Annotated in this window: 24 protein-coding genes; 13 read left to right on the top strand and 11 right to left on the bottom strand. The window is 45.5% G+C overall.

Features of this window, described 5'->3' with window-relative positions; translation table 11 throughout:
* The coding region (locus QUB16_RS23120; RefSeq protein ID WP_333319747.1) for a hypothetical protein at positions 1 to 226 on the top strand (226 nt) is incomplete at its 5' end.
* 90 nt (positions 227 to 316) lie between these two features.
* Positions 317 to 1,537 (top strand): geranylgeranyl reductase, encoded by a 1,221-nt coding sequence (chlP, locus tag QUB16_RS23115; RefSeq protein ID WP_333319745.1) that lies wholly within the window; start codon positions 317 to 319, stop codon positions 1,535 to 1,537.
* A 197-nt stretch (positions 1,538 to 1,734) separates the two neighbouring features.
* Here chlP and QUB16_RS23110 read toward each other — a convergent pair whose 3' ends face one another.
* A complete protein-coding gene (locus QUB16_RS23110) occupies positions 1,735 to 2,277 on the bottom strand; it encodes a Dps family protein (protein WP_333104406.1) in 543 nt (180 codons plus the stop codon).
* 361 nt (positions 2,278 to 2,638) lie between these two features.
* Here QUB16_RS23110 and QUB16_RS23105 point away from each other — a divergent pair, with 361 nt between their 5' ends.
* From QUB16_RS23105 to QUB16_RS23095, 3 genes are all read left to right on the top strand, one after another.
* Positions 2,639 to 2,884, top strand: coding sequence for an Asr1405/Asl0597 family protein (locus tag QUB16_RS23105; protein ID WP_333156175.1), 246 nt, complete (start codon positions 2,639 to 2,641; stop codon positions 2,882 to 2,884).
* A gap of 73 nt (positions 2,885 to 2,957) precedes the next feature.
* Positions 2,958 to 3,620, top strand: a complete 663-nt coding sequence (locus QUB16_RS23100; protein ID WP_333319743.1) for a (2Fe-2S) ferredoxin domain-containing protein — start codon at positions 2,958 to 2,960, stop codon at positions 3,618 to 3,620.
* A gap of 274 nt (positions 3,621 to 3,894) precedes the next feature.
* Positions 3,895 to 5,229: a hypothetical protein gene (locus tag QUB16_RS23095; RefSeq protein ID WP_333319741.1), complete on the top strand. Its 1,335-nt coding sequence runs from the start codon at positions 3,895 to 3,897 to the stop codon at positions 5,227 to 5,229.
* 243 nt (positions 5,230 to 5,472) lie between these two features.
* Here the strand turns inward: QUB16_RS23095 and QUB16_RS23090 are convergent, their stop codons facing one another.
* A complete protein-coding gene (locus QUB16_RS23090; RefSeq protein WP_333319739.1) occupies positions 5,473 to 7,614 on the bottom strand; it encodes a flavin-dependent dehydrogenase in 2,142 nt (713 codons plus the stop codon).
* A gap of 193 nt (positions 7,615 to 7,807) precedes the next feature.
* On the opposite strand from QUB16_RS23090, the gene QUB16_RS23085 reads away from it, so the two are divergent.
* Positions 7,808 to 8,047: a hypothetical protein gene (locus tag QUB16_RS23085; RefSeq protein WP_333057703.1), complete on the top strand. Its 240-nt coding sequence runs from the start codon at positions 7,808 to 7,810 to the stop codon at positions 8,045 to 8,047.
* A 41-nt stretch (positions 8,048 to 8,088) separates the two neighbouring features.
* A complete protein-coding gene (locus QUB16_RS23080; RefSeq protein WP_333319737.1) occupies positions 8,089 to 8,652 on the top strand; it encodes a Uma2 family endonuclease in 564 nt (187 codons plus the stop codon).
* Positions 8,653 to 8,812: 160 nt separating this feature from the next.
* On the opposite strand, the gene QUB16_RS23075 is transcribed toward QUB16_RS23080, so the two are convergent.
* Positions 8,813 to 9,892 (bottom strand): M23 family metallopeptidase, encoded by a 1,080-nt coding sequence (locus QUB16_RS23075; RefSeq protein ID WP_333319735.1) that lies wholly within the window; start codon positions 9,890 to 9,892, stop codon positions 8,813 to 8,815.
* A gap of 148 nt (positions 9,893 to 10,040) precedes the next feature.
* On the opposite strand from QUB16_RS23075, the gene QUB16_RS23070 reads away from it, so the two are divergent.
* Positions 10,041 to 10,766 (top strand): phosphatase PAP2 family protein, encoded by a 726-nt coding sequence (locus tag QUB16_RS23070; RefSeq protein WP_333319733.1) that lies wholly within the window; start codon positions 10,041 to 10,043, stop codon positions 10,764 to 10,766.
* Between the two features lie 80 nt (positions 10,767 to 10,846).
* Here the strand turns inward: QUB16_RS23070 and QUB16_RS23065 are convergent, their stop codons facing one another.
* Positions 10,847 to 11,965 (bottom strand): aspartoacylase, encoded by a 1,119-nt coding sequence (locus QUB16_RS23065; RefSeq protein WP_333319731.1) that lies wholly within the window; start codon positions 11,963 to 11,965, stop codon positions 10,847 to 10,849.
* A gap of 268 nt (positions 11,966 to 12,233) precedes the next feature.
* A complete protein-coding gene (locus QUB16_RS23060; RefSeq protein ID WP_333319730.1) occupies positions 12,234 to 12,407 on the bottom strand; it encodes a type II toxin-antitoxin system VapB family antitoxin in 174 nt (57 codons plus the stop codon).
* Positions 12,408 to 12,699: 292 nt separating this feature from the next.
* On the opposite strand from QUB16_RS23060, the gene QUB16_RS23055 reads away from it, so the two are divergent.
* The 4 genes from QUB16_RS23055 (at position 12,700) to QUB16_RS23040 (ending at position 14,334) form a co-directional block, all read left to right on the top strand.
* Positions 12,700 to 13,212: a dihydrofolate reductase family protein gene (locus tag QUB16_RS23055; protein WP_333319728.1), complete on the top strand. Its 513-nt coding sequence runs from the start codon at positions 12,700 to 12,702 to the stop codon at positions 13,210 to 13,212.
* Positions 13,213 to 13,279: 67 nt separating this feature from the next.
* Positions 13,280 to 13,606, top strand: a complete 327-nt coding sequence (locus tag QUB16_RS23050; RefSeq protein WP_445251152.1) for a XisH family protein — start codon at positions 13,280 to 13,282, stop codon at positions 13,604 to 13,606.
* A 77-nt stretch (positions 13,607 to 13,683) separates the two neighbouring features.
* Positions 13,684 to 14,019, top strand: coding sequence for a XisI protein (locus tag QUB16_RS23045; protein WP_333319726.1), 336 nt, complete (start codon positions 13,684 to 13,686; stop codon positions 14,017 to 14,019).
* Between the two features lie 18 nt (positions 14,020 to 14,037).
* A complete protein-coding gene (locus QUB16_RS23040; protein WP_333319724.1) occupies positions 14,038 to 14,334 on the top strand; it encodes a hypothetical protein in 297 nt (98 codons plus the stop codon).
* Between the two features lie 83 nt (positions 14,335 to 14,417).
* On the opposite strand, the gene ileS is transcribed toward QUB16_RS23040, so the two are convergent.
* Both ileS and QUB16_RS23030 read right to left on the bottom strand, forming a co-directional pair.
* Positions 14,418 to 18,008 (bottom strand): isoleucine--tRNA ligase, encoded by a 3,591-nt coding sequence (ileS, locus tag QUB16_RS23035; RefSeq protein ID WP_333319722.1) that lies wholly within the window; start codon positions 18,006 to 18,008, stop codon positions 14,418 to 14,420.
* 267 nt (positions 18,009 to 18,275) lie between these two features.
* A complete protein-coding gene (locus QUB16_RS23030) occupies positions 18,276 to 18,440 on the bottom strand; it encodes a hypothetical protein (protein WP_333319720.1) in 165 nt (54 codons plus the stop codon).
* A 152-nt stretch (positions 18,441 to 18,592) separates the two neighbouring features.
* Here QUB16_RS23030 and QUB16_RS23025 point away from each other — a divergent pair, with 152 nt between their 5' ends.
* Positions 18,593 to 18,823 carry a hypothetical protein gene (locus tag QUB16_RS23025; RefSeq protein ID WP_333319718.1) on the top strand — a complete coding sequence of 77 codons (231 nt, stop codon included), beginning with the start codon at positions 18,593 to 18,595 and terminating at the stop codon, positions 18,821 to 18,823.
* Here QUB16_RS23025 and QUB16_RS23020 read toward each other — a convergent pair.
* The 4 genes from QUB16_RS23020 to QUB16_RS23005 form a co-directional block, all read right to left on the bottom strand.
* Positions 18,820 to 19,230 (bottom strand): Npun_F0494 family protein, encoded by a 411-nt coding sequence (locus tag QUB16_RS23020; RefSeq protein ID WP_333319716.1) that lies wholly within the window; start codon positions 19,228 to 19,230, stop codon positions 18,820 to 18,822. The two genes, QUB16_RS23025 and QUB16_RS23020, sit on opposite strands and share 4 nt — an antisense overlap.
* Positions 19,231 to 19,415: 185 nt before the next feature.
* The gene (locus tag QUB16_RS23015; protein WP_333319714.1) at positions 19,416 to 19,994 is read right to left on the bottom strand and encodes a hypothetical protein; all 579 of its coding nucleotides are present in this window, start codon (positions 19,992 to 19,994) and stop codon (positions 19,416 to 19,418) included.
* Between the two features lie 15 nt (positions 19,995 to 20,009).
* Positions 20,010 to 21,005, bottom strand: a complete 996-nt coding sequence (locus tag QUB16_RS23010) for a protein kinase domain-containing protein (protein ID WP_333319712.1) — start codon at positions 21,003 to 21,005, stop codon at positions 20,010 to 20,012.
* Between the two features lie 6 nt (positions 21,006 to 21,011).
* Positions 21,012 to 22,808, bottom strand: coding sequence for a protein phosphatase 2C domain-containing protein (locus QUB16_RS23005; protein ID WP_333319711.1), 1,797 nt, complete (start codon positions 22,806 to 22,808; stop codon positions 21,012 to 21,014).
* Positions 22,809 to 22,887: the final 79 nt, after the last annotated feature.

Genomic DNA, 22,887 nt, shown 5'->3' with positions numbered 1-22,887 from the left:
GTATTTTAAAGTCCCAAAAGCCTTTCGACCCCAATTATTTACTCGCTACCCCTTGACAGATCAAGACAGTATCTACAGTGGTTTGACGGAGGGTGCAAAATGTTCGATCGCACATCACCGTCCATCCACCTTCATCTACACTAAAAAATTTAAGATATTCGATCGCACCTACTGCCCGAAACCCGATTTTCGTATCGAACTGTTAAGCTCTGTTTCATTTCATTGAAATCTCCCCTGCTTCACGCCACAGCATCCCAAGTCCGTGATACCATCACACCTGAGTAATGCCTATAGAAAAAAACTGGAGAGAAAAGCTTTGACACTAAGGGTTGCAGTAGTAGGTTCAGGCCCTGCGGGTTCTTCCGCCGCCGAAACACTGGTAAAAGCAGGCATCGAAACATACCTATTCGAGCGTAAATTAGACAACGCCAAACCCTGCGGTGGGGCGATTCCCCTGTGCATGGTCAGCGAATTTGACTTGCCGCAAAGTATTATTGACCGCCAAGTCAGAAAAATGAAAATGATCTCCCCCTCCAACGTCGAGGTGGACATCAATATTGAAAACGCACACGAATACATCGGTATGTGCCGCCGGGAAGTGCTCGACGGCTTCCTGCGCGATCGCGCCGCTTCCTTGGGTGCAAAACTGATTAACGGCACCGTTCACAAATTAGACATTCCTTCAAACAACACCGACCCCTACACCTTGCATTATGCCGACCACTCCGACGGCAGTGCAATGGGAATTCAGAAAACTCTGAAAGTGGATTTGGTAATTGGGGCTGACGGCGCTAACTCCCGCGTAGCAAAGGCGATCGACGCTGGCGACTACAATTATGCGATCGCCTTCCAAGAGCGCATCCGCCTGCCAGAAGATAAAATGGCTTACTACGAAGACTTAGCCGAAATGTACGTCGGCGACGACGTATCTACCGACTTCTACGCTTGGGTGTTCCCCAAATACGACCACGTAGCCGTCGGTACCGGCACGATGAAAGTCAATCAAGCCAGCATCAAAAAGCTGCAAGCAGGCGTCCGCGCCCGCGCTGCCAAAAAACTGATGGGCGGTGAGATTATTAAAGTGGAAGCTCACCCCATCCCGGAACATCCGCGTCCCCGCCGGGTTGTCGGCCGAGTTGCTCTCGTAGGCGACGCTGCAGGTTACGTTACCAAGTCTTCTGGCGAAGGTATCTATTTTGCCGCCAAGTCTGGCCGGATGTGCGCCGAAACTATTGTGGAGATTTCCAATAAAGGCGCGCGCATTCCGACGGAAGAGGAAATCAAGCTTTACCTGAAGCGGTGGGATAAAGCCTACGGCATTACTTACAAAGTTCTCGACATTTTGCAGCGCGTGTTCTACCGTTCCGACGCTACCCGCGAAGCTTTTGTGGAAATGTGTGCCGATCGCGATGTGCAGAAACTCACATTCGATAGCTACTTGTATAAAACCGTGGTACCGGCTAATCCCTTCATTCAGATGAAGATTACCGCGAAAACCATTGGTAGCTTGTTGCGCGGCAATGCTTTAGCGCCTTAATTGCCTGCTGGAGAACTTCCCCCAGCTCCCCGACTTTTTGGAGAAGTCGGGGAACTCAAATTTTATCGCACATTGTATAAAAAAGCGCGATTGGTTAAAAAGCCGATCGCGCTTTTTTAGATATACTCTTAGTCTGCGGAGGCAGACTTTGTGTGTGTAGTAGCGGTTTCAACCGCCGAGTAACAGCAAACCGATGATTAATTCAAGTTCAACTGCACTAAAGTATCGGGGGCGAGGAAGTGGGAAATGTGATAAGCTCGCTCTTCTGTTTTTAGCAGGATTTTTTCGTAGAGGTAGCGGGTAGCTCGATCGCCCAAACTTTCTGCTTGTCCTGCTTGACGGCGCAGCAAACCGAGGATAGCTTGCTCCGCAATTAAATCGTGTTCTAGCATTTGGCGGCAGGAATATACGCCGTCGGCTTCCGGCTCAAAACAGCACAACTCGGCTAACTTGCTAAAGGTAGCTGCGGGTATGCCGCCCAACCCGTTTAACCGTTCGCCCAACTCGTGGACGCTATCTTGAGCTTCTCCGTAGCTTTCTTCAAAGAATTTGTGCAAGGAGTAAAATTCTGCCCCTTCCACCACAAAATGATGTTTTTGATATTGCAGGTATAGAGCCTGGAAACTGGCCAGCAGCGCGTTCATTCCTTCACAAATCGGTGCTGTGACGGAATGTTCCAGTAGAACTGGGTTTTCGGCTATGTGGCCAAACGGTCTTAATGCACTCTGAGTCTGGGCCATGTGTGTTCTCCTCTCAATAGGCAGTTTTGTTGCCAATAAAGTCAGTCTAGCACCGTAAATTTACCAGTCAAGCAGAGTCTGCCTCAATAGTAGAAGATTTTGTAGAGTAGGAAAATTTTTTTGTAAACCTATTGAGAATTATTAGCAGTTGGGTTATGCTTAAAAAGATTCTCGTTCTGAACGCTTCCTGAAAATGGGGCGAACCTTCAGAAGGCAGAAGGCAGAAGGCAGAAGGCAAAAGGCAGAATTTTTCAGGAAGGGCTTTTGATAATCCTGGAGGTTCTGCTCAAATCTGGCTTTTAACTTCTACCCGCTACCAGTCAGGGTAAAAATAAATGCAAATTATTACTGTTGTTAAAAAATGAATCCAGCAGATCCAGAATTAGAAGTTTGTGACATTGTGCAAGTGAGTTGGCTAGATAGGTGGCAAGTTTACAAACGCTTGCAAGAGCTAGAAATTCCCTGCTGGTGTGCGGTAGACCAACCTTTGCGGGCAAAAGTCAACACTGTTAAACAAGCGGCTCAGTTAATGAGCGTGTTGAGGCAAGTCAGTGCCCCTCGATGCGAACTGGTGCAGTGGCTGGAATGCTGCTGGCAAATCGGCTAAAGGTAGAAGGAAGTTCGGCAACGAGCAATGTACAAGATGTAACGGATGTAACGGATTTAAAGGAGTCATAACAATGTATAAATCTGGCAAGCAAGTTTCCGAATTCAGTTTAGAAGGAGAAATCCTCGGCATGATTGTTGAAGATGGCTGCAAACTTAAATATTTGCGAATTAGCAACGATCGGGGAATAGAATATCTTGTTAAACTTTGCAAGGAATTGCGGTCATTTCTGTTACCTGTTTTGACGCCGGGGTTGAAAGTTCAAGTTGTAGGTGAGAGAGAACTCAACTTGAAAAACGGTAAAATAAAACTTAAAGCTCGCAGCCTCAAGCTGGCTCAGGGTCACAATGCTCGATCGCCAGAACTGCTCGACTCCACCAATGGGCCTGTTGCAGTATTGACATCGGACGATCGCGCGATCGCTAAAACCCAAGTCACATCTCCCACAGCACCTCAAACTGTAAAAGCTCCGGCAAAAACCCAAACCAAAATATTAGTATGTCAAAAATCAGACTGCCTGAAGCGGGGCGCTGGAGGAGTCTGTAAAGCTTTAGAAAATGCTTTGAATGCGCGCGGTTTAGAAGACAAAGTGACAGTACAGGGAACCGGATGTCTCAAACAGTGTAAAGCAGGCCCAAATATAGTTGTGATGCCGGACAAAACTCGCTACAGCCGCATTGCACCGGCAGAAGTTCCAGCAATCATTGACAAACATTGTGCAGTTGTTAAAGCTTAGGCGATCGCCCGGATACCGAAACAGTGCGTTAGAGATCGGGAAAAATTATTTAAATAGAGCTCTGGGCGAAAAACTCACATCTGTAGGGCGATCGCAGGCGCATCTTACGCTTTAATTTGAGTTCGGGTTGTAGTTCGATCGCGCCACTCAATGCAGAGGTTATTGTCGCAAAAAAACGGAAAAATGCCAAAAACTATCACTGAGGGGCTTCCTTCTGTAGAATCTCTAAGGATAGACTGTATCTGAGACCCTGTGAGTATTGGGATAAAAAGCCATGTCAGAAGCTGATCTTCGAGCCCATCAGCACCAACCGCACCCTGCTGTTCCATCCGATACCGAACCATTTCAGTCAGATTTTGCTGCTACTGGGGGTTTTGAGCCGATCGCCCCCGATGCGACAGACACTCCCGCAACGGTTCCCCAACAGCCAGAAGAAGACTGGCAAACAGTAGATTTTCCCAACGCCATCAGCGTAGATGCAATTCCCACAACACCGGAAACAAAAAATTCGCAATCTCCGACACAGCCGACTGAGGCGGGCTCGCCCCCGATGTCAGAGAATCTAAAAAATCTGCTTGGGAATGCCGAACAGGCCAAGGGCAAAGGATCGACCCCAGTCACCCTCATGCAAGCGCTGCACGAATGCAACCGCGACCTTTTGCAGCGCATCGCCCAGCTAGAAACAGCTCTGGAAGAGTCCCAAAAAACCTTGCAGAATCGCGAAACTTTGCTAGAACAGCGGACTGCAGAACTCGAAAATACTCAAGAACAATTGACGCGGCTGTTTGGCAAAGTGGAAGTTTCCCATCAAACCCTCCAAAGTCAAGAAATTTTAGTCGAAAGTTTAAGAAGTCAGTTGGCAACCAGCCAAGTCAGGCTAGCGACTGTTGAGCGAGAATGTGCGTCTACGGTGCAGCGCTACAACGAACAGTTACACCAGTTAGTAGCGACAGAAAATATTTGCAGGGAATTGCGAGCCCGCTTGCAGCGCCAGCAGCGCCACACTCTGCAATTCAAAGCTGCCTTGGAAAGAAGTTTGGACAGGCCACAGGTAAAGTCGCCGAGGATCGAGCAGCCTGACAATAATCTGGAAACCGCCAGCGCACAATTAGAATCTTTGCTCACGGCGGTCAAAAGCTCTCAGATGCCAGTGCCGCCAGCCTTCAACGCTTCCCCTGTCCAACCTTGGTCGGAACCAGAAGGGCTTCTAGAGGTAGCCGCTGCTACCGAGGCGATCGAGCCTGAATCCCCAGCCCCTCTAGAACTCAACAAATTAGCCGAAGTGTCCGGCATTCAATTGCACAAGAGCGAAACCAACCAGCCTGATGAGCCGGCAACTGACTCGGCAGAACCGGTTGCGGAACCTGAACTGCCGATGGCTGAGTCTGAACCCGCCGAAACTGCTACCAAAGTGGAGGCTCAAGAATTGGCTAGGGCTTTTCAAATTTTGAACTCTGTGGAAACCTTTGGCATTCAAGAAGTGCGATCGAGTGTGGCAAAACCTACAGCAGTCGCCCAACCAGACTGGCTGAGCTTGATTGCCAGTCCGCTGCGGGCTTCTAAAAAACGTCGATCGTTAGCTGAAATTGAATTGCCGAGTTTTCGATAGCGAACTGATATCATTTCGGGTTACACCGGAAGGATGTTGACGGTTGACGGTTGACAGTCAACAGTGAACAGTCAACAGTGAACAGTCAACACTCAACAGTCAACAGTCAACAGTGAACAGTCAACACTCAACAGTGAACAGTGAACAGTGAACAGTCAACAGTGAACAGTGAACTCGAATTTACTATTCCGATGCTAACGGATTGGATATGAGAGTTGCTAGTTTTGAGTTAAAAGTCAAAACTCAACACTCTTTTCTCCCCTTTCCCATGCCATAGGTGAGAGCATAGCTGGTAGCCAACAGCCACAGCCAAACAGCCGGATACCGGGGCTCCAACCAAGGTTGTACCCTGCGGGCGAAGCTGGGAAGCCATCCGAACAACAAACTGGCCAAAGCCAGCAGAGTAAAATTCAAGTAACTTCCCAGCCAGCGCCAAATATCCCCCAAGGTGACAAAATCTAAAATCCACAAGAGGAGAGAAGGGTTTTTTCCGGCTGCTTCGAGCGCCAGTCGATTGAAAGTTAGCCAGTCGGTTCTGTCTTTAATAAAAGTTTCGGCGACGGCGAGTTTTTGTGCTGCCAAAATACCGAAAAAGGTATTGAGCATTGAATTAATTCTTTGGGGTGGCAAACTGCTGCCCGTAGGAACCATCATGCCTTTAGAAAATAGCCAAGTTACTGAAATATTGCTCTGGTAGGCGCGAATTTGGTTTAAGTGATTTGCCGTCAACAAATTGTGCTTTAATGCTGTATCCAACAGGTCTGTTAAGCGGAAAAGATTGCGGACAAGAGAGCCGAAGCCGGTGAAAACGAGGGGAGATTGCAAGGATGCTGCGTCGCCGATCGAGACTAGGCGATCGATCGCCACGGATCGCTCGCTGCTGTTGCTGCTAAAATGCCCCGGAATATAACCAAAGGTCGGTTTTTTCCACACCAATTTATCGACATCGCAGCGACGGTATTCCGGTAAAATTGCGAAAAAATCCTCGTACATTTCCAGCAAAGAACCGGGGTTCTCTGGATGTACTTGGTGGTAGTGAAATAGATAAACTGTCAGTTCTGTGCCGGCGCCGGGAAACAACTCCCAAATGAGCTGGCGTCCGCGGGAAATGTCCCCGTGAGTGTGGAGTACATCCCCGTACTCGGAATCCCATATTCCCGGCTCAAATCCTCCGTCGATGACTGCTCCCACTGTCGGACAAACGCTGTCAAAAGTTCGCCCTTCGTTCAATTGCCAAGCGATGGGAGAAGCAGAACCCATTGCATCCACCAGCAGCCGTCCTAATGCAGTGCGATCGGCTTTAGTCGGCAAGTGGCGGCCCTGAACTACTACTTTTTCCGCTTCAACATCGGCTCTGATAAACTCAGTTTCGTCCCAGATTTCCCCGCCAGCTTCTGTTAGCTTCACTCCCGCTAAATTCAGCAATTTCTCTCCGTCCAAAGCTACATTGAGTACCTTCGGTGTGTGCAGAACTGGCGCTTGAGCCACGGGCGGATTGTTAGCATCAAAAAACTTGTTGTAGCCATCTTTGTATTCTCTGGCAATCAAAGTTTCGATTTCTGCCGCAGTAAATAAACCCAAATCAATTAAGCTTTGAATTTCGTCCCGCGAAATATTCCATTCGCGATTCATCCGCCCGAAAGGCATTCGTTCAACTAGCAGCACCCGGTAGCCCAATCTCGCCATGACTGCGGCGTGAATCACTCCCAAGGCCCCGCCAATATAAATTAAGTCGTAAAAAGTATCGCCAGAATCAGACACCGAAATTGTACCCTCTTCCTTCTTCCCTGTTACTTCTGCCTTCTTCCCTGTTGCCTCTTCCTTCAAAAACACTACTTGTTTTGGCGTTTGAGGATTGCGAGTGCCTTCGCGCCAACGCTGTTCCCACCAGTAGACGCGCTTGAGGTCGTATTCGCCATTAGGCATTTTTTGGAAGTATTTGACGGTCAAGGGGTAATAGGGGGCAAGAGCGTCAAAAATTGACTGTTTGGAGAGGTCTATGACAGGGGGTTCCCGGTAGCGATCGGGAAACTTGTTTCTCACAGCAAGATTCAGAGCTTCCAGGAACTTTCTTTCTCCAGCGGGGGCGTCTTCTAGACGAAAGACTTTTAAATAAGTGGTGCGCTGCAGTGACCAGACAAAGGTGGAAAGTTCTGTCGATCGCCTATTTTGGTTTCCTGAATTGGTGTCAGCCAAGGCGGGTTTTGGATTGGCCTTTTGAGTTCCAGACTTCTGAACCTCGGCTGTTGTGGCCGGTGAAAGCAGGCGAAAACCGTCAGGAGTAATAATTTTTTCTCCGATTCCGGGATCGAATTCGTGCTGCAACCAAGTGCAGACGGCTGCTGTATCCGGTGTCGGGACTTCTAGATAAAGAATTTCTTGCATGATTAGGCTCTCAATTCTGAATAAATTAATAAAGATGGGGGAGTTGACAAGGGAGCAAAGTAGGCTATACTCCCGAATACTTATTTAGTTTTAAATAAGTTTACAGTGTTCTCAGATTTTTAGGTTTTCGATCGCTCTTGCTGTCGGTGGGGGCGCAGTGGCTGAATATCTACTCCTTTCGGTATGCACTTCTATGAATTATCCCATTCCTACGAATCCTCAAGAAATGATTGCTTTGCGACAGCAGCCGCTGAATGAAGAATTGGTGGCGTCGGCGATCGCGGGTGTGATTCAAATAGCTCGATCGCGATCTCAGTCTTTGGATGAATTGAAGGCTGAGGTACTAGCCGACGACAATCTGCTCGATTTTGCTCAGAGGCTATGGCTGAGCGACATTGTGGCTCAAGCTTGGAACAATTTGCCTGATTACTAGACTGCTGCTAAAAGATCTACTTCATTAGAGGTGAACTTAAAATGGTACAAACAAGATTAAAATCCTTAACTTTAGAAGAGTTTCTCCAACTACCCGAAACCAAACCGGCCAGCGAATACATTGATAATCAAATTATTCAGAAGCCAATGCCACAAGGGAAACACAGTGCGACTCAATGCGAACTAATTATTTTCATTAACGCTATATTAAAAGCCAAAAAAGTTGCACGAGCATTTCCAGATCTCCGGTGTACCTTTGGCGGAAGGTCAACAGTGCCTGATGTTTCAGTATTTGTCTGGAACAGAATTCCCGCCGATGATAACGGCGAAATTGCTAATGTCTTTCCCATAGCTCCTGATTGGACAATTGAGATTTTGTCGCCTGACCAAAGTCAAACTAAAGTTACTAAAAATATTCTGCACTGCTTAAATCATGAAACTCAAATGGGGTGGCTGATCGATCCCGACGAACAATGCGTTTTTGTTTATGTTCCCCAGCAACAGACAGCAGTATTTGATGAACCAGAAATGCTGCTACCTGTGCCGTCCTTCGCTAACGAACTGCGGTTGAGTGTCGGAGAATTATTTGGCTGGCTGCTGAAATAATCTTCGGAAGGAAGAAGGAAGTTCGGCAACGGATTCTGTAACGGAGGTAACGGATGTAACACCGGGAAGGAAGACCGAAGTTGGAAGAAGGAAGAGAGTGCTTTTGACACGGATACACGGATTAAATACTGCCAAAAGTCAACAGTCAACAGTCAACGGACTAACGCAACTCTACTTCTCGCTTGACTTGGGCCAAAACTCGATCGCCCCGCATCAACCGGTATTCGGCCCGCCAAACTCCGGGAATCAGAGGAGAATTTGTACTGTTTCTTTTGCCGACATAACCCAACCAAGTGCGGCTGGGGGCTTTAATTTCATTGGTTTGATCGGCGATGGTTGTGCCGTTGGGTGCAAATAATTTGTATTGTTCGCGATCGCCCTTGAGCACTCCGTAACTTTGCACCCAAAACAACAAAGCTGGACTGTTTGCAGGGAGTTGAGTCTCTGAAAATTGTCCTTCCCAGACAGCGTTCATATCGGGCGGCTTATTGGCAAAACCGGCCCGAATTAAACCCGTGGAAATATAGTCGAGAGGCTTGTCCCAAATTGGGTTGCGGGCGATGTTGCAGCCTACCTTCGCGTCGGGGCCGACAAACGGATCTACGGGTTTGCCTTGATAGCGAAAAGTTACGTGTACGTGAGGGAAAGATGTATTCCCAGAGTTTCCCACCATGCCCAAAACAGTGCCTTTTTCTACCTGCGTACCCGGTTTGACGGCAACGCTGCCTTTGCGGAGGTGGCAGTATTGGGCTTCCCAACCACCGCCGTGGTCGATTACCATGCCGTTGCCGCATTCTGTGCCTGCGATGCTGGCTTTGTCTGTCTCGTTTTGTAAACGCCGATCGACCACACCATCTCGTGCTCGCAAAACTTTGCCTGCAGCGGAGGCAATCACTGGAACTCCTTTTGCCATTGCTTTGGCGTCGGGAATGGCAAAGTCTGTGCCGTTGTGGCCGTCGTAGGTTTGGCGCCCGCAGCCAAAATCGACGGCGGTGGGGCCGGGTTCTCGATCGAAATACAGCATTACAAAACAGTCTTTGCCTAGGGTACAGTCGATCGGCTGGCCGAATTGCGGGTTGTTGGGCTTTTGGGCGACTGCGGTAGAGACGAGACGCTGGGCGATGGTGTTGGCTTCGGCGATCGGCGCACTTACTCCGCTGTTATTAGCACAGCTAGACAGACTTGTCAACCCCAATGTCAACAAAATTGCCGAAATGTATTTTTTTGATAGTATAGTCATTCGCCCGTTGGATGTAAAAGCTGAGGTGGGTAGTGAAAAATCAATTAATGATTCAGAATAGAGGGGATCAAGAATCTAGACGATGGGTAAGGCGTTTTCGTTTCCTATATTTGTTGTATTATTTTGAGTTGGAAATTTTAAAATTTTAATGAGTTCAAGAATGGGTTCTAAAATTCGATCGCTCATTTCGATAATTCGGCTGGCCGGGCTTGCTGTTGCTGCTTTGGGGATGTGGGGATTTGCCACCATTGCCGAAGACGTGTTGGGAAAACAAAGTTACGCTTTCGATACATCTATTTTACTATATCTCAGGAGCCTTCACACTCCGCTGCGCGATGGAGTAATGCTGGGCTTTACCTTTTTGGGCGAGCCGAAGTTGCTGCTAGTGATTTGTCTGACGTTGGGTATTGTTTTGCTAGCGCGCAATCACCGATCGGAATCTGCAACTATTGCGCTCGCGGGTGGGGGAGCGCTCGGTTTAAATTTACTGTTAAAAAAACTTTTTGCCCGCGATCGACCTCAACTTTGGGAGCGGGTTGTTAATGTAACATTTTACAGTTTTCCTAGCGGCCACGCGATGATTTCAATGGTTATTTACGGTTTGCTAGGATATTTTTTGGGTGCACGCTTTCCCAAGCAGCGCTGGTCGATTTACAGCTTGACAGTTGTATTAATTGCTGCTATTGGTTTGAGCCGACTTTACCTAGGAGTTCACTGGCCTACCGATGTTATGGCTGGTTATACGGCTGGTTTGGTGTGGCTGATTACCTGTATTATCACTTTGGAAATATGGAAGGAATTGCGTTCTTTTACTACGGCTTCTAAAGAGGAGTTTTTGTCACCAGAACCCTCTCCCGAAATAACTAATGACTAATGACTAATAACTAATGACTAATGACTAATGACTAATGACTAATGACTAATGACTAATGACTAATGACTAATGACTAATGACTAATAACTAACAACTATTTGCTTTTGGGTAAAACACATGGCAATTCCTTTTTCGTAGTAAGCTGCCTCGTTAATGAAAATTGGATAAACGGTTGATTTACCTTCATACAATACCGACTCACCATCAAAGGTCAAAAACATCGGATCGCCGGGATTCAGGGCTTGATAATCTCTGAATTGCAGATGAGGATGAATCATTGCCTGAATTTCTCTGTTCTCGTTTCTGGGATAGTCGATCGCCCCAATGGTGTGATAAATAGTCAGGGGATTCTTTGCAGCAGGCATTGTGCCTTGATTGTAGGATTCTACGCAGTCTAATATCGTGCCGACAACTTGCTCAGTTTGCTGAAATAAAGACGCATCTAATATCCCTTGCGGCACAGCACCAACTTCCAGCGTACCGCCTAATTCCGAAAGCGATCGCAGCACAGGACTATCATGATTCTGGGTTGTAGAAGCGAGTACCTTGAGGTGGGGATACACAGAGGTTAAATAAGCTGCTAGTTGCAGGTTAAATGGATGATGGCTGGCAAGAATAAATGTTAGCCCCATGTTGGATGTGGTGCTGTGCAAATCGATAATTAAGTTGGGCTGATGAGTGTTTTTTGAGCTAAAAATGCGGTAAATTTCTTTAGCCCGCTGCGCTTCATAGCTGGAGAGATGGGGATTTTCTAAATCTTGCTTTCTAAAGCAGCGGTTGAGGTCGATATCGATGTAGCGTGTGCCGATTTCGCAAGCTTTGGGATTGGCTAGCAGGGCGATTGTTTCAAAAGTCGATCGCCCAATTAACTCTGGCGCGCGATCGAATTTCTTCACGAGGTAAATTCCTGTGAGTTCGTTTCCGTGGGTTCCTCCCACTATGGCCACACGTTTAATTTGGTTCATAGACAAATAACTTCCTATCCCAAGCGTACCACCCTTTGTCATCTCTTGGTAAAACAAACCTGAGAAACCTGGTTTCTTGGTGTATTTATCGTTCCCAACTAAAAGCTTGTAGAAACCGGGTTTCTCGCCCCATGCGTGAATCTCAGAAACCGGGTTTCTCTCGATATTTCTCGTCACCCAACTAAAAGCTTGTAGAAACCGGGTTTCTCGCCTCGATCCAAAAATTTCTGTCACAATAAAATGAAGACTACTCAGAGACAAAGGGCATGACGAGATCGCACTTATTGCAGTTAATCTACAAAGCCGCTGATGAAGGCCAGACAGAATTGGATGTGGCGGGGTTGGGGTTGGAGGAATTGCCACCGTTATTTCGGAGATAATGTTAGTATCGAGTAAATAATGCAGAGTCATTCAAAAATGACCTTGCGTCCTGCAAAAGTTCGCGCGAACTTCTCCCCAAATTTCATCAGGATTTAAACCCAGTTCGTGCAGTTGATATTTTTCACGAAATGCACGCTAGAGATTCTCCAAAGCTAAGTTCGAGATTCTGTGGCTGTTTGCGGCGGTGAATGTATTCGCGCAAGGCGATTTCAACTAGAGTCTCGATCTCAATTTCTCCCTCAAGTTCGAGATCCTCTTGCAGCAGTGCCGTATCCACATTCAGGCTTGTCACCATTGGCTTTCCTCTTTTAACGGTTATTTTATTATAGTTGTGATGCCTCGCTCAGAAACCGGGTTTTTGCCCAGAAGACGCATGACAGTGTAGAAACCAAAAAAAAACCGGTTTCTTTGATTGTGACGCGCGAACAACTCCCCACCCAGCGAAAAATCCTGTCACAATAAAATCAAGACTACCGAGAGACCAAGTGGGTATCGAAATCCAGCTACCGTCAGGACACTAAATCATTTAAAATTAAGGTGATTCGGGCTATAATCACCCCAATCATTCCCAAAACCTCGGTGTTGCCATGCGGAAAATTGTACTATTCATTGCATCTAGTCTTGACGGTTATATCGCGCGATCGAATGGCGATATTGACTGGCTGTTTACAGACCAAAATTACGGTTATAGTAACTTCTTAGATAGCATCGATACGGTTCTCATGGGTCGGAAAACTTACGAACAAGTTCTAACTTTTGGCGAGTATCCGTACCAGGAAAAAACGAGTTATGTCTTTACGAAAAATCTAGATTTTCAAGCCACTTCTGATGTCGAAGTGGTAACAGATTTAGAGAGTTTTGTCAATGATTTGCGCTTGCTTGAGGGCAAGAATATTTGGTTGGTGGGAGGTTCTCTGCTGATTCGCGATTTCCTCAATCAAAACTTTGTCAACGAAGTGATTCTCTCGGTGCACCCGATTATTTTAGGCGAGGGAATCCCTTTATTTGTTAATCCCGTAAATACTACAGCTTTGCAGTTAACTGGATGTCAGACATACAGTTCTGGTATGGTTCAGCTATCTTATGATGTCGCGACTTGAGGGCGATCGCAGCAGCTTGCGCGCTTTCGCTGCTATAAGATAGATATAGAAGCTGTATGAGGGAGAAATGGCTGCTAAAGATTTATTTCACGATGCTGTAAAAAAAGCGCTTCAGAAGGAGGAGTGGGAAATCACCGCAGATCCGCTGATCGTTAAAATTCAGGGTGTTAAGTTTGAGATTGATTTAGCAGCAGAGAAGGTTTTGGCGGCCGAGAAATTAGGGCAAAAAATTGCTGTTGAAATTAAAAGCTTTCTCAACAACTCTGCAATTACTGACTTTCATCTCGCCTTGGGTCAATTTTTAAATTATCGGCTTGCTTTACAAATCAAAGAACCAGAAAGAACACTGTATCTAGCCGTACCATTTGAGACTTTTGACTCGTTTTTTGAATAGCCATTTATACAAGAAGCGGTCAAGGTGTATCAACTTAAACTCGTTGTTTACGATCCGCAAAGAGAGGTAATTGTGGAATGGAAAGAGTAGATCATTACCGCCAGTGTATCCGAAAATTGCTAACTCAACAAGCAACGCTAGAAAAGCCTAATCCCGACGTTGAATGCCAGCTTGTTTTTGATTGGGAACACGACCACTATCAGTTACTCGATGTTGGCTGGGAGGGACTCAAGCGGATCTACAACTGTTTCATTCATTTGGATATCAAGGATGGCAAAATTTGGATTCAGCGCAATATGACAGAAGTGGATATTGCACGGGAATTTGTAGATATGGGAGTGTCTGAGGAGGATATTGTGTTGGGGTTGCATCCGCCTTACAAGCGTCCGCATACTGGGTTCGGAGTAGCGTAAAGGAAAAGGCGATCGCAGATGATGAAATGTGTTTGCTGCTTGTTGTTATTAATATTTTTTTTCGGGGTCGCCCTTCCTGCTGAGGCCTCTGTATGCCGCAATTATCAAGGAAGCGAGATTTGCATTGTCGATATCAAACGCAGTGCGAAAAACTATTGGGAATACAGGGTAATTCTGAATGTTGATGGAGTTAAACAGCCTCTGGAAGTCTACAATTGCCGCGATCGCACTACGGTTAAGAAAGATGGAACTGTTTTGCCGTTTGGACAAAACAACCCTGGTGAAATCGTCTGCCGTTTTTTTAATCAGAAATAAGTAAATGAAGTTATTGTAGGGTGCGCTTCGGGATGAATGTGGCTACCACAAACTCAAGAATTTTTCCCGAAGCGCAGCCTACGTTAGAATTTGCCGTCTACTGCTGAAACGCAGCGTTCGCAAATTAGCGGATGTTCGATCGACTCGCTGACGTGAGTCGAGTAATTCCAGCAACGATCGCACTTTTCCCCGTCTGCTTTCACTACACCAATCGCCAACTCTGGAGACTGATAACTGTACGGCAATTCCTGCAGGATTGCATTCGATTCAACCAGTTCGACTTGCGAAGTAATGAACAAATAGCGCAGTTCGTCTACACTGTTGCCGGTCATTGTAGAATCGTGCCCTGCAGGTATTTCAGCAGGAATTTCTGGTTTGGGCTCGATCGCAACTAATTCTGCTTGCGGGATTTGGGGTGTTTCTACAAACACTTTTTCGGCTGGGGCTGTTTGTGCGATCGCCTGTGTTTCTACAAGCACAAGCGCTGTCTCTACTGGCGGTGCGAGGACGATCGCCTTTGTTTCTGCAAGCACGATCGCGGTTGTCTGGCCCAGCACATCTGCTGTCAGCAAATCAATTTGTAGTGCAATTTCTTGACGGTTGGCCGCAAACAGCAAGTGACGGAAAGCAAACCAGATTGTAAATAAGATGCCGATGACTTCAAAGAGGCCTCCCAACATCGGAATCTGATTCATCGTATCCAAAATCGCCAGCGTTACTCGGCCCGTTACTAACACAGAGGCTAACAGCCCAAGTGTTACCCAAACTTGTTGGTATTCTGTAAAAAAGTTGCCCGCATATTCAGGCAAATTAGCCACAAACTCGGCGGCTCGATCTAAGATTTGCCCAGAATCTGAAGCCGACAGTTCAGGGACAGAATACTCTACTATCTGAGAAGGTCGATCGCTCTTTTGTGCGATCGTTTTCGGCTCAACATAAATTTTGTTTTCTGTCAAGACTTTGGCAACTTTTGCCGCTTGTTCTTCCTGTTTATCTTGTGCTGCTTTTGCTTTCTCCTGGGCCGCTAACTCTATGACGGAATTTTGCGATCGCACATAATCCACCAATCCTTCGCTGCTGGGATTCAAAACTTGCAATTGCTCTCTTTTTTCCACATCGGGAACGTACAATAAAACCTTAGCTTCCAAAGAAGAACCGATCGCCTTTTCAATCCGGGCTTTTTCCAAAACCTTGTTAACTTCGCCGCGCACTTGCCGCAAATACTGCCAGCGAGTAGCCAATTCTGGATTGTGCCATGAAGCATCAATTTGCACCCAGCCGGCTTCAAATACTGACTTGTAAGGAGTCGGATAGGGAAGGTACTGCCAAATATCCTCAGCCATGTGACACAAAACAGGTGCGATCGCCCTTGCTAAATTCTCCACAGCAATTGCAATCACCGTCTGACAACTGCGGCGGCGAAGGGTATCTGTCGCGCTGATGTAAAGTCTGTCTTTGGCAATATCCAAGTAAAAATTCGACAAATCCACCGTGCAGAAATTCTGCACTGTTTGGAAAAATCGGGAAAATTGGAAGCTTTCAAAAGCATCTTGGACTTCCGCAAAAACTTCGCCCATTCTGTGCAGCATATAGCGATCGAGTTCCGGCAATTCCTCGTAAGCAACGGCATCTTTTGCCGGATCGAAGTCGTGCAAATTGCCCAGCAAAAACTTAGCTGTATTGCGAATTTTGCGGTAAACATCCGACTGCTGTTTGAGAATATTTTTGCCCAACGGCACGTCTGCCGAGTAGTCTACCGAAGACACCCACAACCGCAAAACATCGGCTCCATATTCCTTAATTACTGACGCCGGATCGACGACATTCCCTTCAGATTTGCTCATCTTGCGGCCTTTTTCATCGAGCACAAAACCGTGAGTCAAAACAGTTTTGTAAGGAGCAACGCCGTTAGTTGCTACACTGGTAAGCAAGCTGGATTGAAACCAGCCGCGATGTTGGTCTGAACCTTCCAAATAGATATCAGCAGGATAGTTTAATTCCGATCGACCTTGGGCAACTGCGGCCCAGGAAGAACCGGAGTCAAACCACACATCCATCGTGTCGGTACCCTTGCGGTAAGTGCGGCCGTTATTGCGGTAAGATTCCGGCAGCAATTCATCGATCGACAATTCCCACCAAGCATCGGAACCGCGTTCGGCAAAAAGGGCTTGCACGTGGGCGATCGTTTCTTCATTTAACAGCGGTTCGTTGGTTTCTTCGTCGTAGAATACGGGAATGGGAACGCCCCAAGTCCGCTGGCGAGAAATACACCAATCCGATCGATCGCCCACCATTGCAGTAATCCGATTTTCCCCTTGGGCGGGAAACCAATTCACACCGGCGATCGCTTTTAGGGCTTCATCTCGGAACCCTTCAACCGAGGCAAACCACTGTTCCGTCGCCCGAAAAATAGTCGGCTTTTTCGTGCGCCAATCGTAAGGATAAGAGTGTGCGTAACTTTCCTCTTTAATCAAACAATTTGCTTCGGCAAGGGCATCAATCACTGCGGCATTGCCATTTCCGAGGACATTTAAACCTGCGAACTGTCCTGCTTCTGCGGTGAAATTTCCGTTCTCATCTACGGGCGTTAAAACTGGCAACCCACAGCGTTTTCCGACGATAAAGTCTTCTTGTCCGTGCCCCGGTGCAGTGTGCACCAATCCCGTCCCCGAATCAGCGGTAATGTAGTCACCGCCGGCAACGATCGGACTTTCGCGATCGAACAGCGGGTGTTTGTAGATGCAGCCTTCTAATTCTTTGCCTTTGAAGGTGGCAAGTATTTTTAATTGAGTGTTAAAAGTTGCCGACAGCCGATCGACCGCATCGACAGCTACTAACATAAATTGTTGTGCGATGTGGGAATTTGCCGGCGGTTCCACCACCGCATAAGTCAGTTCTGGATTAACGGCGATCGCCAAGTTTGCCGGAATTGTCCAGGGGGTAGTCGTCCAAATCGCCGCCCAGAGGCTTGGCATATAGCGCTTGATCTTCGACTGCAAAGATTTTGACAATTTTCTCACATGGAAGCCGACGTAGATGCTGCGCGACGTGTGACCTTCGGGATATTCCAATTCGGCTTCGGCGAGGGCTGTTTTCGAGCTCGGACTCCAGTGAACCGGTTTGAAGCCGCGGTAGATGTAGCCTTTGAGCACCATTTGACCGAATACGCCGATTTGAGCGGCTTCGTATTCGGGTTTCATGGTTAAATACGGGTGTTCCCAGTCGCCCCAAACGCCGTAGCGCTGGAAGGATTCGCGCTGCTGTTCCATTGTTTGCTGCGCGAAGGCGGAGGCTTTGTGGCGGAGTTCGATCGGCGTAAGATTTAGCCGCTCCTCCGATTTCATATTCTGCAATACTTTAAGTTCGATCGGCAATCCGTGACAATCCCAACCGGGAACGTAGCGGACTTTTTTGCCGCGCAGCATTTGGTAGCGGTTGATAAAGTCTTTGAGGATTTTGTTGAGGGCGTGGCCGATGTGGAGTTGTCCGTTGGCGTAGGGTGGCCCGTCGTGGAGGATGAACAAATCCCCTGGGTTATTTTCCGAAAGGCGATCGTAGATTTCTTGATCCGCCCAAAATTGTTGCAATTCTGGTTCGCGCTTGACGGCGTTGGCGCGCATATCAAACTTGGTTTTGGGCAGGTTTACCGTGTCTTTGTAAGATTTAGCTTCCATTTTTGACAAACTTTTTATGTAGTTAGTTGTTAGTAGTTAGCGGTTATTTGAGAGATGATATCAAGTCCGGTTAAATAATCATAATGAAGTTTGTAGTGACAACTTTAGTCATCTCTCGTCATTGAAGAGCTGACAACCAGATATTTTAGTATAAGCGATCGACCGCACATTAGATCGAACCAAATCCGTAGAACTCTCTCTCTTCTCTTCCTCTGCGCCCTCTGCGCCCTCTGCGGTTAAATCATTCCTAAACAAACCGAGGTAGCGCTACTCAGTCAGCCAACTGAACATTTGACCCACGGTGAGATTAAAGGATTCGGCAAAGGTTGGAACGGGGATGCGATCGCCCGGTTCTTCAAAAACTGCTAAGGTGCGATCGCGGTCTAACTCGTTTGACGGCGAGTCCGACAGGGATTGAAATCCCTGTCTCATAGCGCAAGTCCTCTGCAAGAGGACTGAGGAGGTTGATTAACGTGAAATGCAAAACTCAACATCGAGTTAAATTGAGACTTGCAGTCGCTTTTATGCGAAACTCAACATCGAATTGAATTGAGACTTGCAGTCGGTTTTAACCGACTTTCGCTATGAGACAGGGAATTCATTCCCTGTCGGACTGTCGGAATGTCGGAATGTCGGACTGTCGGAATGTCGGACTGTCGGACTGTCGGACTGTCGGAATGTCGGACTGTCGGAATGTCGGAATGTCGGAATGTCGGACTGTCGGAATGTCGGACTGTCGGAATGTCGGACTGTCAGACTGTCGGACTGTCAGACAGTCAGACTGTCAGACTGTCGGAGAAGCAATAAACGCTTAAAGAAATACTCCCAACCCGCGGCTAACGGCATTCCCCATACGATCGCACAATGACGCGGCCGGCACTCCCTGTCCTTCCTGTTCCCATTTTTCCACGAGTTGGCGGCCCAGGGGTGTGAGGCGAAAACTGTCGGTAATGCCTTGTCCGTCTACTTCCCGCCGCAGTACGCCGACTTGGATCAGCCAGAGTAGGGAGTTTTCGGCTACGAGTTCGGATACGGGCGATCGGGTGTAGCCGCTTTCGACACCGGAATTTGAGGCGATCGCAGTTAGGAAAACACTGTTATCGCGGATTGTCTGGAAGAAGTGTAATTGAAAAGGGGAACAGCGGACGGCGCGATCGGCTCTTTTGACTGTGCGGCTGGGATAACTAATAGATTTAAACGCTTCGGATGGGATAAAAGTCATTGCCAGAACTTTTGAATAGGTACTACTTTTATCATCACCTATTTAGAGTCAGGAGAGTAGAGTTCTGAAAAATATAGCTACAATTGAGCCGTTGAAGTGATGGGTGTTGGGGAGGAGCGATCGTTCAACCTCCAACACCCACATCCAAAAAAGCGATTCCTAACGGATAACTACGCTAACGCATATTAATTATTGAGTAACTCTTCAATTTTTCTTTCAAAATCATCACATTCTTGTATCAATCGAATTATTACTCGACCGAAATAATTAACATCTATCAAACTCATCTCTGCGTTATGAATAATTGAAAACGTTTGTTTGCCTCCGAGTTTTTGCAAAGCCCAAAAACCCAGTTTATATTCAGCATTTTTTCCAAGAAGAAACGTAGATAGATTATGGGGAACATCATCTATCTCGTCAAATTTTAAACCACTAGGACAAGAAAATTCAAGAGTAGAATCATACTTGACAATCAATAAAGTTTGAGTAGTTCCCGACTCCATATCAAACTTAATTACAGCTATTTCATTATCAATCCTAGAAATATTCCAGCCAATATCTCGGCAGTACCCCTCGATCGTCGAGCGGAATTTAAAGGAAGAAAATAAATCTTTATCAATAGCCATAGTTTCATCTCCTGAATCAATCGGTTTACTTGTAGCTAATCTCGTCCATTCTCGTCCCGTACAAACCTGACACTCTGAAGGCTTCATCAGTGAAACAACTTCATTCCCACAACCTTTACACTGATAGGTTTTTTTCATAAAAAAGTGATTTGTTTATAATTTCGACTTCAGATTGATAATTAGCTTATTTCTACCATCTTTAGGTGGAGCGCCATTATTATAAAAATATTTAATTTTTTGATGAACTTGATTAATATCAGGTCTTTCTTCATAATTTAAAGCTAACATCTCTGCTATTAATTTACGCACTTCTGTATCGAGCGGATCTTCAATGAGAGTACCGCGCAATTTAGTTGTATTTTTAATCGATGGTAATTCCAGTTTTTTTCGATCCAGAATAGCTTCGTGAGCATAAGTATACTTTTCTGATAACATCGGACGAGTACCTGTCCAATATTGAGTGAAAATTAAACCCAGGGAAAAAATATCGGATTTTTTAGTGGGTGCGGGTGTCTTTCCTGCTGTGGCAATATGTTTGGCAAATTCTGGGGAATAATATACCGGATCGCCGACTAAAAATTCCGCTGCGATCGATTCTCCTTCAAGAATGCTGCTATCAAAATCAATAATTTTAGCAACTTGCCTCCCTTCCCATTTTTGAATCAGGACATTATCTGGTTTTAAGTCAAGATGGACAATCCCATTTGAGTGTAAAATTTTCAGTGCGCCTGCTGCTGTTAGCATGACAAATAAACGCTCTTTGGGCTTTAGTGTATGTATTTCCTTTGATAAGGAACTGGTATCGACTTTTTGGCAGACTTTGAAAAAATGTTCGCCATAATCATCACCGTACTTAAAAAAGTCTACCATCACTACTACTGATCCCCCTGCACCACAAGCAGATAGTGCTGTTTGAATAGCTAGCTGTTTTCTAGCAAATTCTTCACACTGATCGCGCCGCTTTTGTTTTCCTTTTTCGCTTCCTGGTGCATCTTTGCCTGGATAAACTGGACTGAGGAATTTTTTGACAAAATATTCGTTGCTATTGTACATAGCAAAACCCCATTGACATTGACCACCGTTAGCACTATCAAAATCACGGGTTACTACATATTTTTCCGCAATAACATCACCTTTTTTGTAAGACATATGTTATTAATATCTCCTGCCGTTCAACTTAGTCATAATTTTATTATACATTTGTTGCGCTTCTTGGTGCATTTTATGATCCAGTTGCAAAGAATTTTCCAAGACTCTTTGAAGACTATTCAAGGCTGCATTTAATTCTCCTTCTATTTCTTGTAGCTGTGCCATAAAGTAGTAAATTACAGTATTTTTACCATAAGGTAAGAGTTTATTATTATGAACTAGACGGTGACAAAATTGTATAGCTGAATTAGCAGAGTCGCATTTATTGCCTGTGGAGTTCCTCAGAGACATCACAAAAAAGTTCAAGTGCTCCTGCCAGTTGTCTAATTTGTCTGAACCCTCACTCTTAAAAAAATTTTGATAACAATCAACTGACTTATTTGGGCTATTTAAATAATAGTAAATACAACCTAAAATTTGGTATAATTCCACAATTTTTTCGACAGCTATAAGTTTTTCCACCGCCGACTTGTTTAAAACAAGTTCCTCAAAGTTGGAAGCCGCTTTTTTGAATAACTCTCCTCTGTTATAATTGCTTTCGGTCAAAGCTAATTTAGTGTAAATCCATCCTAAAAGATATTTAGCTTTACTGTGATGAACCTCAATATTCAAAACTTGAATGCACAAATTTTCAGCTTCTTTTAAGCGATTATTTTCATAATAAGAGTAAGCCTGGTTCAATAAACTTTGAATTTCTTCAGCCTTTGCTGCTGCTTTTTCTCTAGATGTTTGGCTAATTTCTTTAAATGGATTTGTACTAGAACTAGAAGTGACTGAAGCGACTGAACTGGAGGAATAATCTTCTGATACGGGTAGTTTAGGAGTAGCTATTGGCTGAAGATATTGAATAAATTGAAAATAATATTCATAATCAATTCTATACTTTTCCCACAGAGTTTGTACATCCTCATAGCGAGCATTAGCCGTAGGAGCCATAAAGTTTTCTTGGAGATACTGCCAACGTTCTTGATAAGAACTCTTTAAGTGCTTTATCCCATGAAATCCTACTGGATAGAGAATTAAAGAAACATCATCTTGCTTAATCTCTGTGTATCTTTGTTTAATTAATTCTTGCCAAGTATTTTTATCCATTGTATCCCCTTCTGACTTATAGAGCCTCTCTAGCAACAACTTTTCAAATTCCCAAGGAGCCGAAAAATACTGAAAACAGCCATCAGTACAAGCTAAAAAACAGCCAGGTTCTTTAATATCATAATGCTGAAAATGAATTTGCCATGTCGGATTTATATCGGCGGTTAAATATTGAGACATGGGTGGATCTTGTCTCAGCATTTCTAAGGCATCTTTGGGAGTTACTAAGTCATCTTTGGTCAGTTGTTGTAAACCTTTAGTTGGACTGAGAAAATAAATTCGTGAATCTCCCATCCAAGCCAAGTTAGCTTCAAAAATTCTTTCTTGTCCTTTTTGCTTGGGAATGCTAGCCAGGGCGATCGTTGTACAAAGTTTATGTTCCACTAAAGAACCTTTTAGCCGAGAGGAAGTTCTCGGCTGCATCTCGATATCTGCTTTAATTTTCAGCGATCGGCAAATTTGCTGTTGCAATTGAATGACATTTTCTGGCTTTATTTCACCGTGCCATTGTTTGAAGAATGTTTTGCTGATTTGACATGATTCTTCTGAGGCAATACGTCCCCCTGTTTTACCACCGTAACCAGCCGATCGACCTCCTAATCCGTCAAACACGCCCATCAAGAAAGTTTGTCCAAAATCTTCAGCTAGGTTGGCATCTTCGCCTTTGTCTTCAGCAACTTCTATATTTACTACTAAATTAAATTTAGTCATAGCCATAATTGATGGTTTTTTTGAAGATTGTAGGTCATTTAAAAAGTTAACTTAATACATATTTTTGTAATTAAGTTAA

Origin of the sequence: Microcoleus sp. D3_18a_C4 (genome assembly GCF_036702415.1) — a bacterium.
GTDB lineage: Bacteria > Cyanobacteriota > Cyanobacteriia > Cyanobacteriales > Microcoleaceae > Microcoleus.
The sequence above is the reverse complement of the archived record's forward strand: the minus strand, read 5'-3'. Positions and strand labels throughout refer to the sequence as shown.

Bases quoted from the DNA above. Each gene is read 5' to 3' on its own strand.
- QUB16_RS23105 (WP_333156175.1), top strand. From the start codon at position 2,639: ATGAATCCAGCAGATCCAGAATTAGAAGTTTGTGACATTGTGCAAGTG.
- QUB16_RS23020 (WP_333319716.1), bottom strand. From the start codon at position 19,230: ATGACTTTTATCCCATCCGAAGCGTTTAAATCTATTAGTTATCCCAGC.
- QUB16_RS23010 (WP_333319712.1), bottom strand. From the start codon at position 21,005: ATGTCTTACAAAAAAGGTGATGTTATTGCGGAAAAATATGTAGTAACC.
- QUB16_RS23085 (WP_333057703.1), top strand. From the start codon at position 7,808: ATGAATTATCCCATTCCTACGAATCCTCAAGAAATGATTGCTTTGCGA.
- QUB16_RS23075 (WP_333319735.1), bottom strand. From the start codon at position 9,892: ATGACTATACTATCAAAAAAATACATTTCGGCAATTTTGTTGACATTG.
- QUB16_RS23025 (WP_333319718.1), top strand. From the start codon at position 18,593: ATGAGACAGGGAATTCATTCCCTGTCGGACTGTCGGAATGTCGGAATG.
- QUB16_RS23050 (WP_445251152.1), top strand. From the start codon at position 13,280: ATGGCTGCTAAAGATTTATTTCACGATGCTGTAAAAAAAGCGCTTCAG.
- ileS (WP_333319722.1), bottom strand. From the start codon at position 18,008: ATGGAAGCTAAATCTTACAAAGACACGGTAAACCTGCCCAAAACCAAG.
- QUB16_RS23015 (WP_333319714.1), bottom strand. From the start codon at position 19,994: ATGAAAAAAACCTATCAGTGTAAAGGTTGTGGGAATGAAGTTGTTTCA.
- QUB16_RS23100 (WP_333319743.1), top strand. From the start codon at position 2,958: ATGTATAAATCTGGCAAGCAAGTTTCCGAATTCAGTTTAGAAGGAGAA.
- QUB16_RS23095 (WP_333319741.1), top strand. From the start codon at position 3,895: ATGTCAGAAGCTGATCTTCGAGCCCATCAGCACCAACCGCACCCTGCT.
- QUB16_RS23070 (WP_333319733.1), top strand. From the start codon at position 10,041: ATGAGTTCAAGAATGGGTTCTAAAATTCGATCGCTCATTTCGATAATT.
- QUB16_RS23080 (WP_333319737.1), top strand. From the start codon at position 8,089: ATGGTACAAACAAGATTAAAATCCTTAACTTTAGAAGAGTTTCTCCAA.
- QUB16_RS23005 (WP_333319711.1), bottom strand. From the start codon at position 22,808: ATGACTAAATTTAATTTAGTAGTAAATATAGAAGTTGCTGAAGACAAA.
- QUB16_RS23110 (WP_333104406.1), bottom strand. From the start codon at position 2,277: ATGGCCCAGACTCAGAGTGCATTAAGACCGTTTGGCCACATAGCCGAA.
- QUB16_RS23030 (WP_333319720.1), bottom strand. From the start codon at position 18,440: ATGAGACAGGGATTTCAATCCCTGTCGGACTCGCCGTCAAACGAGTTA.
- QUB16_RS23090 (WP_333319739.1), bottom strand. From the start codon at position 7,614: ATGCAAGAAATTCTTTATCTAGAAGTCCCGACACCGGATACAGCAGCC.
- QUB16_RS23045 (WP_333319726.1), top strand. From the start codon at position 13,684: ATGGAAAGAGTAGATCATTACCGCCAGTGTATCCGAAAATTGCTAACT.
- QUB16_RS23055 (WP_333319728.1), top strand. From the start codon at position 12,700: ATGCGGAAAATTGTACTATTCATTGCATCTAGTCTTGACGGTTATATC.
- QUB16_RS23040 (WP_333319724.1), top strand. From the start codon at position 14,038: ATGATGAAATGTGTTTGCTGCTTGTTGTTATTAATATTTTTTTTCGGG.
- QUB16_RS23060 (WP_333319730.1), bottom strand. From the start codon at position 12,407: ATGGTGACAAGCCTGAATGTGGATACGGCACTGCTGCAAGAGGATCTC.